Origin of the sequence: Anabaena sphaerica FACHB-251 (assembly GCF_014696825.1) — a bacterium.
Taxonomy (GTDB): domain Bacteria; phylum Cyanobacteriota; class Cyanobacteriia; order Cyanobacteriales; family Nostocaceae; genus RDYJ01.
Genome location: NZ_JACJQU010000027.1, coordinates 28,370 through 45,619 on the forward strand (window position 1 = coordinate 28,370; position 17,250 = coordinate 45,619).

Below are 17,250 nucleotides of genomic sequence, written 5' to 3' on the forward strand. Positions count from 1 at the left end.
GGGTTTCATTTTATTCAACCCAACCTACAAATATCTAGAAATGACTAAAATACATTCACCTTACCATCATTGAGAATATAAAGAGAGCGATAACCTGGAAACTGATTACTAGGACGCAGTTCTAAACGCAGAGTACCAAAATTAGGTTTAGAAACATTCGCTTGTAAAGACCTACCAGTATCATCCCAAAACAAAAGAGAAAAATTTGGTTCTGTTGCACTTTCCATATCTACACTATATTCCTTGCCTGGTTCTAGAGAAATACGCCGCATTTCTGGTAATTTCTCCAGTTTTAATACTCTAGGTGTGCGGTTTACAACTTGTACACGAATATATTGACCAGGTGTAAACTGAAGTGGACGCGGACCACAGTTAGAAGCACAAGTCCCAGCTAATGTTACTTGATAATTATTAGTTGGTGTTAATAATAAAGCTGTAGCAATCAACGTTGCTGATATTAACTTCGACATAATACACTCCTGATATAGTGTTTGGTTAAAGATTTATCTTTAGGGGAGCAGGGGAGCATGGGTGCATGGGTGCATGGGTGCATGGGTGCAGGGGTGCAGGGGTGCAGGGGTGCAGGGGTGCAGGGGAGAATAATGTATTATTTCTTCACTTTTACCTTTTACCTTTTACCTTTTGCCACTGACTACTGACGTTACAAATAATATCTGACAGTAGTTATAACTCGACTTTTCTTAGCTCGTAAAGCATTCTTTAAAAATAAAGTCGTTTGGTTGTGCAGAATGCCATCCCACCAATTGCGGGTGACAAAAGCGGGAATAATGATAGTTGTGAAAACATCTGGATGACGCTCTTCAAATTGACTGACAAAATTAACGATTGGTTCAATCACAGAACGATAAGGAGAGTCGATAATGTGCAAAGGAATATCTGCTTCTAGATTTCGCCATTTTTCTTGCAGTTTGTCTCGGTCTGTTGCACCCATATCTACGTGAACGGCGACAATTTCATCTGCAATTGTGCGAGCATAGTCTAAAGCTTCTACCGTTCCTCGGTTGAGTTGTCCGACTACAACCACAGCAGGATGAGTGATAACTTCTGGTTTCGGTCTAGGGATGTAACTGCGGGGGGCTATGCCCTGAATACTGAGACGTTGGGCTACATATTGATAATGACGATGAATGGCAGCAAATAAACTCACTACCACAGGAATTGCTATTACCACTAACCAAGCACCTAATAGGAACTTAGTAGAAATAATCACTAACAGGACTACAAATGTAGCGATCGCTCCTAAACCATTCATCACTGCACTTGCACGCCAACTACCCGTTTGTTCATTAAACCAGTGGCGTACCATACCCGCTTGGGAGAGAGTAAAGGATGTAAATACACCAACTGCATAGAGAGGGATAACGGCGTTAACTTGTCCTTTAAAGATAATTACTAAAATCCCAGCACAGACACTGAGGAGGACAATACCATTAGAGTAGACCAAGCGATCGCCCAATAATGATAACTGGCGTGGTAAAAATCCATCTCGTGCCAAAAAGTAACACAGTCTGGGGAAATCTGCATAGCTGGTATTAGCCGCTAACAGCAAAACCAACAAAGTGACAATTTGCACAAAATAGTAAACTAGACCAGTCCCTAAAATTTGTCTCCCCAACAGAGAAACCACAGTTTGTCCTTCTTCGGGAACAATATGATAAATGTTTGCTAAGTAACTTATACCTACAAACATTAACCCTAAAATTATCCCCAAATATAACAAAGTCAGGCGAGCATTTTTCCATTCTGGAGGTTTAAAAGCTAACACCCCATCAGATATTGCTTCTACTCCCGTCAATGCTGTACATCCAGCCGCAAAGGCTCGTAAAATGAAAAACAAACTCAATCCTTCAGTCACAGGAATTGATGGATATTCTGTAATAACTTGCCCAGTGTAATATTTAAACAAACCAATGCCAATCAGCAGAAAAATACTAGCAATAAAGGCATAGGTAGGAATCATGAATATTTGGCCTGATTCCTTCACACCTCTGAGATTTGCCAGCATTAACAAAAAGATAAAAAGCAAACACAAAAGCACTGTGTGAGATTGCAGAGCCGGAATTGCTGATGTCAAAGCGGCTGTACCAGCAGATATACTGACAGTTACAGTCAAAATATAGTCAATCATCAACGAACCACCAGCCACCAGACCTGGATACAAACCCAGATTTTCCCTAGCGACAATGTACGACCCACCACCTTGAGGATAAGCCCGAATAGTTTGGCGATAGGAAAGTACAACTATTGCCAGTAGTGCGATAATTGCGATAGCGATCGGCACAGACAAACCCAGCGCACCACTTCCTGCTGCTACTAAAACCAGTAAAATCTCCTCAGTCGCATACGCAACAGAAGAGAGTGCATCAGAAGAAAGAACCGCCAAAGCAGCAGCGTTACTTAATCGCTCTTCGCTATGGGCGCTAGTTGGTAGGGATTTACCGAGAAAAAATTGCTTAAACTGGGGATAGAAGGACATAAAAAGTCCACCTGACAAATGTTTTTATTCCTACTCAGTTAAATAAAGATTAACCCAAACCTGAGTCTATGGAATATAGCAATTTTGGCAGATTATTTACAATGCTAACCGTTAAATTTCCAATTAATCTATCTAACTAATTATCTGCGTTTATCTGCGTTTATCTGCGGTTAAAGATGATTTTTTGGGAATTTTGCCAGATGTCTAGATATTTTCTACAACAGACTCTAACCAAATTTCTCCATCATCGCCTAATAAGTTTTGTGCAGCTTCCAACATAGATGCAGCGATATCTTTTAAATCTTCCCGATTATTTAAATAGGTTTTTAAGGCTTCCATCGGGTCAATACTGCTACTGGCGCTTAATTCAGGAATACGGGGTTTAGCTAACTGACTAACTAATTCTGGTTGAATAGTGTAAGTATGGGCTGCACTTAAAGCACTATGGACAGATGAATTATCAATTAAATCTAGCTGTTCAGAACGCAGTTTGTAAATGAGCCGGACTACGGTATCTTGAAGATCATATTTTGCGATCGCTTTAAATAATACTGCTTGCGGATCATCACTTTTAGATAAATCTACCTCAATCGTGCGGAAAGTGCGAACAGGTAAAGAGCAAAATTCCCACTCCACCTTCCCCCGTTCTACTTCCACCATCACATAACCCTTATCTTCTTTCTCTTCACTAAAATCCACCCGTTCAATACTACCCGGATAAATAACCGGTGGGTCATTGGATTTATTTAAATTCTGGTGACAGTGAACGTGACCCAAAGCCACATAATCAAAACAAGGCCGCGTCAGTAAAGATAACGGCAAAGTAAAACCCTTACCCACAGCTAATAAACGTTCCGCACCCAACATAGCGTTATCAGCCATCAAATGTGCCAAAAGCACTGTAGGTACATCCGGGTCAAGTTTTCTAATTTCCCCTTCTAAAACCACTTCTAACTTTTCCGTTAACATTTGATTAACTTCAGCCATAGATAAACCCGCAGTTTCTTTGCGAGTCATCAAAGCCGAACGAGTCAACCAAGGAAGTGTAATTATTTGCACCATTCCGCTACGAGTTTGGATGTGGTGAGTTGTCAACTTATCACCGACCACAAACCCCGGTACACCTAAAGTCCGGTAAATATTTAAACTCGCACCGCCCACACCTTGGGAATGTAAGTCATGATTTCCAACTAACAAAACCGTAGGAATATCAGCATCTACGAGACGGCGAAATTGACTAGCAAAGGCTTCTTGTACGTAGGGTGGGGGTGTAGCATCAGGGAAGGCATCACCGCCAAATATCACCATATCTACTGGTTCTGATAAGGCGCGATCAATACACAAAGATAGAGTATTGACAAAATCTTCTAATCGTGTATTTAAGCCGGTAGCGGGGTTAATGCGGCCGTGGGAGAAACCGCTTCCTATGTGGATATCTGAAAGGTGTAGGATTTTGATCATGTTGGTGAGTTTGATTTTTTTAAATGAACCACGTTCTGCGTTCGCGTAGCGGTGCGTAGCACTCAGCAGTTCCCGCAGGGTAGACACGAAGATAAGAGAGTTTAAGAGATATTTTCCATAGGTCTTATAATAACGAACCACAGAGGCACAGAGGACACGGAGGAAAGAGGTTTTAATTTTTATCTGTGTTTATCTACGTTCGATTTTTTTGGGGCATATGTTACAATTATTTACATATTTAAGCATATAAGCATACATCTACGAAGGACACAGAGAAAAATGGATTTTTTTAACCAAGAGATAGAATTAAAAGTCTGAATTAGGACACCCTTCGGGAAGTCAAAAGTCAAAAGTCAGAATTTTTTTGTCTGAATCAGGATAACCAGGATTAAAGGATTTACAGGATGGTAATTTTTAGATGCTTTAAATAATTCAAAACCAATCATTCAAAAGCATCCTGAAAAATCCCCAACTTCCCAACAAACAATCATCCAATCACATCCTGAAAATTCTCAAATCCTGGACATCCTGATTCAGACAATTCTTTCTTTACATCTTTGCTTCTTAGCGTCTTTGCGCGAAACTTAAATCTCAAAAATCCCCACAACTAATTTATCAACAACATCCTGAAAATCCTCAAATCCTGGACATCCTGATTCAGACAAATTAAAATATTAGTAAACCACAGATAAAATCAATATCCTGATTCAGACAAAATACATAAATTAAGGTGCGTTACGCTGTCGCTAACACACCCTACTCTGACAACTAACTAAATGTGAATACCACACTCAGTTTTTTCGCTTCCTCTCCAACGTCCTGCGCGTTCGTCTTCACCGTCAGCTACTTTGGTGGTAATAGGTTCGTCACCAATGCTAGGATAACCTTGGTCATGGAGAGGATTGTAAATTACTTTATGTTCAGCTACATAAGCCCAGCTATCTTTGCGGGTCCAAGCTGCAATGGGATTTACTTTCAATCTTCCCAGATTATCTAATTCAAATATAGGCATATTCGCACGGGTAATAGCTTGGTCACGACGACGGCCTGTAATCCAAGCGACGGTTTTTAATTCGTCTAAACCCCGTAACAGTGGTTCAATTTTTGTAATTTGGTGGAATTCAGCAATATTTTTATCCCACAGTGCTTCACCAAACTTAGCAGCAAAGGCTTCGCGGGTATCTACATCTGGAGTTTTATAAGTTTGTAAATCTAGGTTGTAGATGTCTTTAGCTTTAGCAACTAGTTCCAAGGTTTGGGGGAAGTGATACAAGGTATCGAGAAAGATAACAGGAACTGGATGCTTGAGTTCAGTATAGAGAATATGAGTAATTACCAAGTCATCGACGTTAAAGGCGCTAGTTTGTACCAGTCCTGTGGGGATGTTCTCGATAGACCATGCTAGGATTTGTTTAGGAGTGGCGGTTTCAAATTGCTGATTTAAACGATCTAAGTCAAAAGCGGTGGAAACTGTCATGATGATTCTCTAAATAGATACTTTTACCTTAATTAAGATTTATCGTACCTTATAAAGACACCTATTCCCGTCGATAATTAGGTAATTATGATGTACGGGTATCTCTACACGCAGATTATAGTAGTTATTTTCTGAGGCATAGTATAAAAATACTCAAATGTAGTTACGTAAAATCAGATTCCTGACTTCTTCCCTAATTATATCCCCGACTTCTTGAAGAAGTCGGGGATATTTATTTAGTTAGTATCTAGGGTCTAATAAGGCCACTTCCAATCGCGAATTTCTGGCATATCTTCGCCATGTTTCTCAATGTAATGCTTATGTTCAATCAATGTATCTTGTAATTTTTGTTTCACATAAGCAGCTTTAGAACCTAATTTGGGTACACGGTCAATTACATCCATGACTAAATGGAATCTATCTAAATCATTCATCACCACCATGTCAAAAGGTGTAGTTGTTGTTCCTTCTTCTTTATAACCACGAACATGAAGATTTTTGTGGTTAGTATGACGATATGTAAGGCGATGAATTAACCAAGGATAACCATGAAAAGCAAAGATAATTGGTTTATCAGTTGTGAAAATTGTATCAAAATCTTTGCTGCTTAAACCGTGGGGATGTTCACTTTGTGGTTGTAGTTTCATCAAATTAACTACGTTCACTACCCGCACTTTTAAATCTGGGAAATGCTGACGCAAAATATCCACTGCTGCTAAGGTTTCCAAAGTAGGAATATCCCCAGCGCAAGCCATAACTACATCAGGTTCCCCATCCATGTCACTGCTGGCCCATTCCCAAATACCTAAACCTTTGGTACAGTGTTTAATGGCTGCATCCATGTCTAAATATTGTAATGCTGGTTGTTTCCCAGCTACTATCACATTGACATAATGACGGCTTCTTAAACAGTGGTCGGTAACTGATAACAAAGTGTTAGCATCGGGGGGAAGATAGACGCGAATAATTTCTGATTTTTTGTTCATGACATGATCAATAAAACCAGGATCTTGGTGAGAAAAACCGTTATGATCTTGTCGCCAAACGTGGGAAGTTAGCAGATAATTTAAGGAAGAAATTGGTCTTCTCCAGGGAATTTCACGAGTCGTTTTTAACCATTTGGCGTGTTGGTTAAACATGGAATCAATGATATGAATAAATGCTTCATAACAAGAGAAGAAACCATGACGACCTGTAAGCAGATATCCTTCTAACCATCCTTGACAGTTGGTTTCACTCAGCATTTCCATGACCCGACCATTAGGTGATAAATGGTCATCTTCGGGGAGAGTTTCCGCCACCCAAGTGCGGTCAGTAACTTCTAATACTGGATCTAGGCGGTTGGATGCGGTTTCATCAGGACCGAAAACGCGGAAGTTACGGCTTTCCTCGTTCAGTTTCATGATATCCCGCAGGAACTTACCACTAACTTTAGTAGCTTCAGCGATCGCTTTACCAGGTTCGGGTACTTCTACAGCATAGTTGCAAAAATCAGGCATGATTAAATCACGCAGCAAAATTCCGCCGTTAGCGTGAGGGTTGTCTCCCATGCGACGCTGACCTTTAGGTGCGAGTTCTGCGAGTTCGGGAAGAAGCGTACCGTTTGCGTCAAAGAGTTCTTCGGGTTTGTAACTCTGCATCCAGGTTTCCAATAGTCGCAGATGTTCCGGTTTACCAGCTATATCACCAAAGGGGACTTGGTGCGATCGCCAATAATCTTCTGTTTTCTTCCCGTCTACTTCCTTGGGTCCTGTCCAACCTTTAGGAGTTCTCAAAATAATCATCGGCCATTGCGGGCGTTTTTTGAACCCATGCACCCGCGCTTCTCTTTGGATACCTTGAATTTCTTGAATGATTGTATCTAATGTTGCTGCCATTTGTTGGTGAACATCCGCAGGATCAGAACCTTCCACAAAGTAAGGTTTATAGCCATAGCCGATAAAGAGGCTTTCTAGTTCATCATGGGGCAACCGTGCTAATACTGTAGGATTGGCAATTTTATACCCATTCAAATGCAGAATTGGTAAAACTGCGCCATCGGTAACGGGGTTGAGGAATTTGTTAGAATGCCAACTAGTGGCTAAAGCGCCGGTTTCTGCTTCCCCATCACCAACAACTGCAGCAACAATTAAATCAGGGTTATCAAAAGCAGCACCATAAGCGTGAACTAAAGCATAGCCGAGTTCTCCCCCTTCGTGAATGGAACCAGGGGTTTCTGGGGCGACGTGGCTAGGAATACCCCCAGGGAAGGAGAACTGTTTAAAAAGTTTTTGCATCCCTCCAGCATCTCGGGTGATGTTGGGGTAATATTCGCTATAAGTTCCTTCTAAGTAGGTGTTGGCAACAAGTCCGGGTCCACCATGTCCGGGTCCAGCAATGTAAATTGTGCTGAGGTCGTATTTTTTAATGACGCGGTTGAGGTGGACGTAGATGAAGTTTAGTCCGGGTGTGGTTCCCCAGTGTCCTAAAAGTCGGGGTTTGACGTGTTCTTGTTTGAGGGGTTCTCTCAGTAGGGGGTTATCTAGTAGATATATTTGTCCGACTGAGAGATAGTTGGCTGCACGCCAATAAGCGTTTATTTTCTGTAATTCTGTGTCTGTTAAGGGTTTTGTTTGTGGAGTGCTTGCTAATGTCATTTTAAACTCCGGTAAGAGGTATTTGCACCAATGCTGTCAATGTATTGGTTTGCTGTTTCTGTGTCATCTTACCTGTGATTAATTTTTCTGGGAAGAAGTTAAATATTTTTTTTATCTCACGCAGAGACGCAGAGGTGCAGAGGAGGAGTTAAGTGTTTAAACATCTTTAAAAAAGACAGCAGGAGAAACATGAAAGAATTTAGCTAGTTTTTCTATGTGATTTACTGTCATTTGTTCTTTTCCGCTGAGAACCTCAGATAAAACGGTTTCCTGTTCAAAAATGGGCATTAAATCTTTAGATTGTAAGTTCAATTCTTCCAGTAATACTTTTAATAATTCGATTCCATAAATATCTGCCACAGGATAATGATGTTCTTCATATTCAGCTACTACTAATCCTAATAAATGCAGATAATCTCGTTCGTCAGGAGTTAAATTTTCTTGATCTAATAAAGAATCAATGATATTTTGAGTTATAGTTAATTCTTCCTCTGAAGTAATTTTGCGAGGAGGAAAAGCAGTAATCAATTCTAGATATGTTTTAGGTGTACCAAGGGTCTTGTTTCCAGTTTTGTTTGTCATATTCTGCATGGGTAAGGATATGGCGAATATAAACTTCTTGATATTGATAGTCCACTAAAGCAATTAATCGGTAATTGTTACCACTAATATTAAAAACGGTAAAATTTCCAACTGAATCAGCAGATGGGAATACTTGACGTAATTCAACGAAATTTTCCCATTTGGCTTTACTAATAATTTTATACCATGTTTCTAGATTTGATTCAGCTTTTGGATGTTGCTCCCAAAATTCTTTTAGTCTTTTTTTGCTGATAATGTGCATCACTGGAAATGATGAAAGCTAGGTTTTGAACTTAGTAATATACCATCTTGTGGGGTGGGCATCTTGCCCGCCCAATATCAATTAACTATTACCTCTGTCTACATATTGCCAGCGTGTCACACCATCTTCTGTTGAACTAACTAAAATATTGAACCATTCTAAACTTTCTAAATGGTCGGCTATGGTTTTCTTTTGTTTTGGTGCAATTTTGAATTGGGCTATAATTTGTTCTAAAGTCCATTGTCCATTATTGGTGCGTAATAAGTCGCGTATTGCTGCTAATTGTTCTTTGGATTTTTTCGGGAATGGTTTTTGTTCTGTGGGTATAATTGTGGTTTCTTGAGTTTCGGTTACACCTGCTATTGATAGTTGAGTTGTAATTTCATTAGGTGCTTGATATTCGGGACGCAACCAGCGAATTATCCCGTTACGTTCTTCTTCTGCACGTTCAGCATTAAGGGTAACTAATTTAGATAATATTTCTTCGTCGGTTAGGTTTTCTTCCCAGCCATAAGCAGCGAAAACAGCCGCATCTAATTCGTCATGAATTTGTTTGAGAATAGAAACTAAAGCTTTATCATTATAAGCTTTATCAGCATCGGTGAATTGTTGTCCAGCGCGGAGTTTTTCTAAGAGGTTATACATTCCGGTAATTGTGATTTCGGGATGTTGAGTTTGGACTTGTTTACGATGTGCGTCTAGTTTTTCTCCTAATTCTCTGATTTTCTGTTTTTGTTCTGGTGTTGGGTCTGGGAAGGGGAAGGGGTCGAAGCAACGGGTTTTATTATATCTTGGTCTATCTTCTAATGTTCCACCTGCTGCTAATGACCATATAACATGAATTTTACTGCATAAGATACCTAAATAATAAGCATCTTCAAGAGCTATAGCAATTAACATATTATCAGGTATAACATCATGATTTAAAAATATAAAAACACGATGTTTAGCTGTTTCAACAGTAATTATATAGCGTTGTAAATCATTTAATGCAGGTCTAAAATTAGCTCTGGCTTCACCATAAATCCACCAGTTTTCACGAGAGGCTTTACGATTATTCATATCCCTCTCTGGCTTAACCCTTTCATATATCCATTGATAAATTTTTGGATAGAGTTTTTGAACATTGTCAATAGATAAACTAAATAAGTCTATCGTGTACATTTCTCGACTTTTATCAGTAATATCTCGCCCATTAAGATATTTTCTAATAACACTTATCGAAGTTAAATTATTTTCCTGATAACCTAATTTTAAAGCTTGTTCTTTCGTCAACAGAAAACCAGAACCACGCATTTCCATTCCTCGGCTAGAGAGCCGTAAATTTGCTTGTAACTTTTCGCATATTCCTATATTTATTCCTGTAGTTATATTACTAAAAACAAAAGACACATTTTGCCATTCAATATCAATATTTTGTGCTGAATCTTCTGGCGTTTCTCCTGCACTTTCAGAAATCACATTTCCCAATTGAGCAATATTTGAACTTGGTGAATTTTCCAACTCAACCGCAGTCATAGCAATTCTAACTGCTGCACCTTCATCTGTCCAAGGGTGATCAGGAATAGCAAAAAATAACCGAATGGGATTTTTTTGATTTTGGTGAAATTCAATTACCTTTCTTTGTCTAACTTGACTAATACTATTAGTAGTAATAAACCCAAATCTCTTAACTTTTCCCTTCCTCACCAAATCTGCTGCCTTGTGCCACCAATACATGACATAATCAACAGTATCCGGCACATCTTTATAAACTTTTCTCAACGTTTCTGTATAACCGTCTCCTAATAAATCCCGCATTCTGGCATTACCAATAAAAGGCGGATTTGATATAATATAATCAGCGTCTGGCCATTCAGATGCAAAGGGATTTGTATAACTAAAAATAGTTATTTGGTCACTCGCATCTGGCACATCTTCCCCAGTTACAGGATGCTTGATAGTTTTTCCACCCCAACGAGTGCGCGTTTTCTTAGTTGTGGGGTCCATAGCTGGTTTTTTATCATCCCAAACTAACACCGCATCTCGATATTCAATGTTATTGAATTTCTGTAAAACTGGTTCTGGTGGTGAAGTGTTACCAAAGCGTTTAAAGTACCATTGTAAATAACCTATCCAGATAACTAACTCAGCAATACTAGCCGCCCTGGGGTTAACTTCAATCCCTAAAAATTGCGATGGGTTAACTTGTTCTTCAATTAAAATACTACTTTGATATTTACCACTAATATCCGCTATTCTTCTGATCACTTCGCTTTCTAGATTTTTGAGTAAATCTAAAGTCACATACAAAAAATTACCCGAACCACAAGCAGGATCTAAAATTTTAATTGTGCGGATTTTTTGCAGGAAATCATTAATTAAATCTACTGCTTTCTTTTTATTTGCTGCACTGGGTTCAAGTTGATCACCTTCAACTTTCAAAAGTTGATCAACTACAATTTCTGTTTCTAACCAGTCTTGACGCAAAGGTTCTAAAACCACCGGACGCACTAACCTTTCGACATACGCACGGGGAGTATAATGTGCGCCTAATTTACTGCGTTCTTTACTATCTAATGCCCTTTCTAATAAAGTTCCAAAAATAGCAGGTTCAACTTGACTCCAATCTTTTTCTGCTGCTGCAAGCAAAACCTCTAATTCTTCTTTTGGTAAATTAAAAGCTGTTGCATCAGCAAACAAACTACCATTAAATTTCAAGATAGCATCAAAACCAAAATTACCTCCTGTGTTCATGGTTTTCCATAAACTTTCAATTTCTGATTTAAACCTGTTGGGTTGAGGTATCCATCTTTCTTTTAAAGCTATAGTAAAAACTTCACCTTTGAGTAATTGTACATCCTCTGCAAACATAGTGAAAATACAACGCATCAAAAAATTAGCTACTTGTTGGGGTTCATATTTCTGTTTTTCTAACCAAGATGCTAATTTAGCTAAATCATCTGCAACTTCTCGCGTTACTTTAGCTCTAATTTTTTCTGGGTTGCGTTTTTGCGGGTCGGTAAATATATCAACAAATAAATCGAAAATTTCAGTTTTTAATAAATCATCAAGTTTAATTTTTTCTCCAGCCCCATAACCACCATATTCACCACTAAAACCCATCCACATTTCAAAGTGTGAACCGATATCACAGGTGATTAAAAATGGTGGTTTGACTGGTAAATGAAGTGCATAGGCTGTAGCTTGAATAAAGGCTTTTTGCATATATTTGTTATATGCAGTAGTTCCCCGTTTTGGGGTGCTACTTCCTGATTTTATGCTGCCTTGTTTTGCTTCTAATATAAAATGTCCTTGTTTATAAAAGTCAATCCGCCCCTGTTTGACTTCGCCACTGGTTTGGGGCATTTTCACATTTTTCTCTAAACAATAGGGATCGCCGTCAATACTACCCTGTGGGGGCGGCGTTTCTACTCCTAGTGCTGTACATAAATCTAAACAAAATGCGTCTTTGTTGGCGATTTCATTACCGCTAGAATTACGCCATTTGTTAATAAATATTTCGATTCTTTTTTTATCTGTTTCGTTCATATTTCGGCTGAAGGAATAAAAATCTAAGATATTCCAAATATAGCGTATAGTTTTTGGGCGGGCAAGATGCCCACCCCACAATATTTATTTCTAATTTTATTGGCAATTAACTGGTCTTGTATTTCCTTATTTCTACCTAATTTCATGTTTTTTATCAAAATCATGCTGATTATTATGAAATCTGAAGAATTACAAATTAACACATTACCAAAAAATGAAAAATGCAAATCGTTAAACGCAATATCGAATTAAGAGTTGATGATAGTTTAATGCGGGTTTATGTTGCATCTCCTAAACCAGAGGGTAAATATCCAGGAATTGTTTTTTACAGTGATATTTATCAATTAGGTGATGCCATAATTCGCTTAGTTAATTATTTAGCTGGTTTTGGTTATGTTGTTGCAGCACCGGAAATTTTTCACCGCATTGAACCTGTGGGTTCTGTAATTGAACCTAATGATCTTGGCAGAATGCGAGGTAATGATGATGCACGCAGAACATTAATTTCAGAATATGATGCTGATACTCGCGCTGTAATTGATTTTCTCAAACATGACAGTTCAGTTATTGCTGATAAAATCGGAACATTGGGTTTTTGTATTGGTGGACATTTAGCGTTTAGGGCTGCTTTTGAAAGTGAAATTGAAGCTGCTGTTTGTTGTTATCCTACAGGTATTCCTAGCGGTAAATTAGGTAAAGGTGTGGCGGATACTATTCACAGAGTTAATGAAATTAAAGAAGAAATGTTGTTAATTTTTGGTACTCAAGATCCGCATATTTCTGAACATGATCGACATACTATAATTAATGCTTTAGAAAATGCTAAAGTACCTCATCAATTTTTCTGTTATGAAGCGGAACATACTTTTATGAGGGATGACGGTTATCGTTTTGATGCTGTTGCTGCTACTTCAGCTTGGGAACAAATAATTGCTTTTTTGGAACGGAAGTTTAAAAGGTAATTATCAATATAAATCATAAATATAGATTCCCCAATTTCTTTAAGAAGTTGGGAATCTGTTTGTTCGGTTATGATCATATTTGTTAAACTAAGATATAGGAAAGCTTAATAAAAGCCAATCATAAAAGCCAATCATAAAAGCCAGGGAATAAATTCCCTGTCTTATAGCTAAAGTCGGTTAAAACCGACTATTTTTGATTTATTTAGGAATACTAAACCTTCGATAACAAATTATCTAATAATCTCTGTGTTCTCTGTTCCTCAGTGGTATGCCTTACGGCACGCTACGCGAACGTGCGAAAAAAATTTATTTTGCAAAAACACCAACCAAAAGAACTAAAAATGTTGGGTTTCCTTGCGTCAACCCAACCTACATCCAATTATTAGGAACTAATCATTAATTGACAACAAACCAGGGGGAGGAGTGATTTCAACTCGACGATTTTCTAAATCAACAACAGGAACAATTTCCATCACAAAAGGAATTAAAATTGTTTTTCCGGCTTTATCTTCAGCAAAAGAAGCATCTAATTTTACTTCTAATAAATCATGACCGGAAGGCATTAAATCTACTACTGTTCCTATTAATTCCCCAGATTCCTGCATGAAGACTTGCAAGCCTAACAAATCTATAACATGAAATTCACCTTCTTCTAATTCGGGGCGATCGCTAATAGGAACAAACAACCGACAGTCACGCATATTTTCAGCAGCAGTGCGATCGCTCACCCCCTCCAATTTAATCACATATAGATTCTTACCCTCAACATAACGCCCATCTAATAACTCCACTGGTTGCGGTTCCATATCCCCTGGACGCAATAACCAACGAGTTCCCGGTTCCTCAAACCGTTCAGGAAAATCAGTATTAGGATAAACCCGCAACTCCCCAGCTAAACCTTGAGGTGCAACAATTTTACCAATTTCCAACCAATCATCAAGGTTGGGGACTGGGGACTGGGGCTTAGGTATTGGGGATTTTTGAACTTTCTCCCTTTGCTCCCCTGCTCCCCTGCTCCCCTGCTTTCTTTTCTTCGCTTCCTTCGTGTCTTCGTGGTTCATTAAAACCTTCTGCCTCCTGCCTCCTGCCTCCTGCCTTCTTACACACTCACAGCTGCACGTTGATAAACCTGTTCAGCAACCTGAGCCAAACGCTGCATACCGATAGTAATTTCCTCATCACTACCGGTCAAACTGATACGGAGACATTGGTGCTTGTGTTCCCACTCCTCTTTTAAACCAGGGAAGAAACTGCTACCAGGAACAACAATCACACCCACTTTTTTCAATTCCTGATAAAATTCCCAATCAGTCATGGGTAAATCTTCCAACCACAACCAGCCAAAAATCGCCCCTTCACCGCGATGTAAAAACCAAGGTATATTCTTAGGCATGGCTGCTTCTAAAGTGCCTTCTAAGACATCGAACTTTTGCTGATAAAAGGGACGAATTACAGTTTCAGCAATATTCGCTAATGCACCTGATTCTATCGCACGAGCCGCGATCGCTTGACCATACCGAGAAGAATGAATCCCCGCATTAGTTTGAAAAGACTCTAAAGCTTGCAGCAGCTTTTCATCACCAATCGCAATCCCGATTCTTTCCCCTGGTAATCCTGCCTTTGATAAACTCATACAATGCAGAATATTCTCACCAAACACAGGTGTCATTTCCGTAAAATTCAACGCTGGGAAAGGTGGTGCATAAGCTGAATCAATCAACACCGGAACATGAAAAGGTGCAGCTAACGCGGCGATTTTCTCAACTTCTTCATTAGTTAAAACATTACCTGTCGGATTACAAGGACGGGAGAAAATCACGCAACCCGTTGCTTCTGTAATCGAAAGTTGGGTAAAATCAGGACGATACTTAAAGCGGTGGTTGGCGCTATCAATATCAAGGGTAGGTTTGTAGGCAACTAAGGCTTCTGGGCATAAACTAACACCACCATAACCAGTGTAATCTGGACTTAGAGGCAGAACAATCTGTTTCAAATCGCCATCGTTATTATATCCACCGAAAGCGTTAGCCGCATAGAAGTATATAGTTTGACTACCAGCAGTAACTAAGATATTGCGCTCTGTTAAATTTAACCCATAACGCTGGTTAAAATCCTTAACCATTACTGAAATAAATGGCGCATAACCCTGAGATGAACCGTAGCGACAAACAACTTCACCATATTCAGAACTGGCTAATAAGTCTGCTGTGCAATCCCGCCATAACTGTTCTACCTCTGGCAAAATCAACGGGTTGCCGGCACTTAAATTATATAATTCCTGCCCCTGATTAGCTCTAAGTGTCTCATTAATATCTTTCATAATTGCTCTCACGCCAGTTAAGTTGGACATTTGAGCGCCAGTTTTACTAAGGGCAGGTTTCATAGGCTTGTTACAAATTAAAGGAATCGCTATTGGGATATAGATTACTGGATAGTTGCGTCATTTCCCACTCTTGACGCTTTTATCTAATTTAACAAAATCTGCGCGTGCCGGAGTTCAGAAAAAATAAAGCCCCACTTGTGAGGTGGGGGGGTTTCTCTTGTAACTGTACAAATGTACTATACGGTAGTAGAGTTTGGCAAGCGATTGCTAAAAAAATCTTCAGATAGTAGGAGTCAGGGAACAGGGAACAGGGAACAGGGAACAGGGAACAGGTGACAGTAATATAAACTCAATATCAGTTAATTGAGGGGAGAAGTGAACAATGGAAGTTAAAGCCGCAGTTGCTTACAGTGCAGGTAAACCCCTAACTATTGAAACTGTACAAATTCAAGGACCACAAGCTGGGGAAGTATTAATTGAGATTAAAGCCAGTGGTGTTTGTCATACAGATGCTTATACCCTTTCTGGTGCTGATCCGGAAGGTTTATTTCCCGCTATTTTAGGTCATGAAGGTGCTGGTGTGGTTGTGGAAGTGGGGGAAGGTGTCAAAAGTGTTAAACCAGGAGATCATGTAATTCCTTTATACACTCCTGAATGTAGGCAGTGTGATTATTGTTTAAGCTTTAAAACTAATCTTTGTCAAGCGATTCGCGCCACTCAAGGGCGGGGTGTAATGCCTGATGGTACTAGCCGTTTTAGTATCGGTGGCGACATGATTCACCATTATATGGGAACATCAACCTTCGCTAATTATACGGTGTTACCAGAAATCGCCGTTGCCAAAATTCGCGAAGATGCGCCATTTGATAAAGTTTGTTATATCGGTTGCGGTGTGACAACAGGAATCGGTGCAGTTATTAATACAGCTAAAGTAGAACCAGGTGCAAATGTTGTAGTTTTTGGTTTGGGGGGAATTGGCTTAAATGTGATCCAAGGGTCACAAATTGTAGGCGCGAATATGATCGTAGGTGTAGACATTAATCCTAATAGACGCGCCTTAGCTGAAAAATTTGGTATGACACATTTTGTTAACCCCAATGAAATTGAAGGTGATTTAGTTGCTTATTTGGTAGATTTAACTAAAGGTGGTGCTGACTATTCTTTTGAATGTATTGGCAATGTCAAAGTCATGCGTCAAGCTTTAGAATGTTGTCATAAAGGTTGGGGAGTAAGTGTCATTATTGGTGTAGCTGGTGCAGGTCAAGAAATCAGCACTCGTCCCTTTCAATTAGTGACTGGCAGAGTTTGGAAAGGTTCGGCTTTTGGTGGTGCAAGAGGGCGCACAGATGTACCGAAAATTGTAGATTGGTATATGGATGGAAAGATAAATATTGATGATTTAATTACTCATGTTATGCCGATTGAGAAAATTAATGATGCTTTTGATTTAATGCACAAAGGAGAATCAATTCGCAGTGTAGTGACATTTTAATAATTTAGGAGTCAGGAGTCAGGAGTC

General features: G+C 39.2%; 12 protein-coding genes. 2 read left to right on the plus strand and 10 right to left on the minus strand.

The genetic code is table 11. The features are described from left to right. Positions 1-44: 44 nt before the first annotated feature. The 8 genes from H6G06_RS25040 to H6G06_RS25075 form a co-directional block, all read right to left on the minus strand. Positions 45-470 carry a hypothetical protein gene (locus tag H6G06_RS25040; RefSeq protein WP_190564773.1) on the minus strand — a complete coding sequence of 142 codons (426 nt, stop codon included), beginning with the start codon at positions 468-470 and terminating at the stop codon, positions 45-47. Between the two features lie 191 nt (positions 471-661). Beyond that, positions 662-2,497: an APC family permease gene (locus H6G06_RS25045; protein ID WP_190564774.1), complete on the minus strand. Its 1,836-nt coding sequence runs from the start codon at positions 2,495-2,497 to the stop codon at positions 662-664. Between the two features lie 204 nt (positions 2,498-2,701). Further along, positions 2,702-3,958, minus strand: a complete 1,257-nt coding sequence (gene sbcD / locus H6G06_RS25050) for an exonuclease subunit SbcD (RefSeq protein ID WP_190564798.1) — start codon at positions 3,956-3,958, stop codon at positions 2,702-2,704. Positions 3,959-4,730: 772 nt separating this feature from the next. Next, positions 4,731-5,435, minus strand: a complete 705-nt coding sequence (gene cysH, locus H6G06_RS25055) for a phosphoadenosine phosphosulfate reductase (protein WP_190564775.1) — start codon at positions 5,433-5,435, stop codon at positions 4,731-4,733. A 254-nt stretch (positions 5,436-5,689) separates the two neighbouring features. Continuing rightward, positions 5,690-8,071, minus strand: a complete 2,382-nt coding sequence (locus tag H6G06_RS25060) for a phosphoketolase family protein (RefSeq protein WP_190564776.1) — start codon at positions 8,069-8,071, stop codon at positions 5,690-5,692. A gap of 156 nt (positions 8,072-8,227) precedes the next feature. Next, positions 8,228-8,653, minus strand: coding sequence for a helix-turn-helix domain-containing protein (locus H6G06_RS25065; protein ID WP_190564777.1), 426 nt, complete (start codon positions 8,651-8,653; stop codon positions 8,228-8,230). Next, positions 8,613-8,915 (minus strand): type II toxin-antitoxin system HigB family toxin, encoded by a 303-nt coding sequence (locus tag H6G06_RS25070; protein ID WP_190564778.1) that lies wholly within the window; start codon positions 8,913-8,915, stop codon positions 8,613-8,615. The genes H6G06_RS25065 and H6G06_RS25070 overlap by 41 nt, the downstream gene beginning before the upstream one ends. A gap of 81 nt (positions 8,916-8,996) precedes the next feature. Then, the gene (locus tag H6G06_RS25075) at positions 8,997-12,446 is read right to left on the minus strand and encodes a class I SAM-dependent DNA methyltransferase (RefSeq protein WP_190564779.1); all 3,450 of its coding nucleotides are present in this window, start codon (positions 12,444-12,446) and stop codon (positions 8,997-8,999) included. Between the two features lie 221 nt (positions 12,447-12,667). Here H6G06_RS25075 and H6G06_RS25080 point away from each other — a divergent pair, with 221 nt between their 5' ends. Continuing rightward, positions 12,668-13,408 (plus strand): dienelactone hydrolase family protein, encoded by a 741-nt coding sequence (locus H6G06_RS25080; RefSeq protein ID WP_190564780.1) that lies wholly within the window; start codon positions 12,668-12,670, stop codon positions 13,406-13,408. Positions 13,409-13,797: 389 nt separating this feature from the next. Here H6G06_RS25080 and rimM read toward each other — a convergent pair whose 3' ends face one another. Continuing rightward, complete coding sequence (gene rimM / locus H6G06_RS25085; protein ID WP_190564781.1) at positions 13,798-14,469, minus strand: ribosome maturation factor RimM; 672 nt, start codon at positions 14,467-14,469, stop codon at positions 13,798-13,800. A gap of 38 nt (positions 14,470-14,507) precedes the next feature. After that, positions 14,508-15,791 (minus strand): valine--pyruvate transaminase, encoded by a 1,284-nt coding sequence (locus H6G06_RS25090; RefSeq protein WP_190564782.1) that lies wholly within the window; start codon positions 15,789-15,791, stop codon positions 14,508-14,510. 322 nt (positions 15,792-16,113) lie between these two features. On the opposite strand from H6G06_RS25090, the gene H6G06_RS25095 reads away from it, so the two are divergent. Then, positions 16,114-17,223 carry an S-(hydroxymethyl)glutathione dehydrogenase/class III alcohol dehydrogenase gene (locus H6G06_RS25095; RefSeq protein WP_190564783.1) on the plus strand — a complete coding sequence of 370 codons (1,110 nt, stop codon included), beginning with the start codon at positions 16,114-16,116 and terminating at the stop codon, positions 17,221-17,223. Positions 17,224-17,250: the final 27 nt, after the last annotated feature.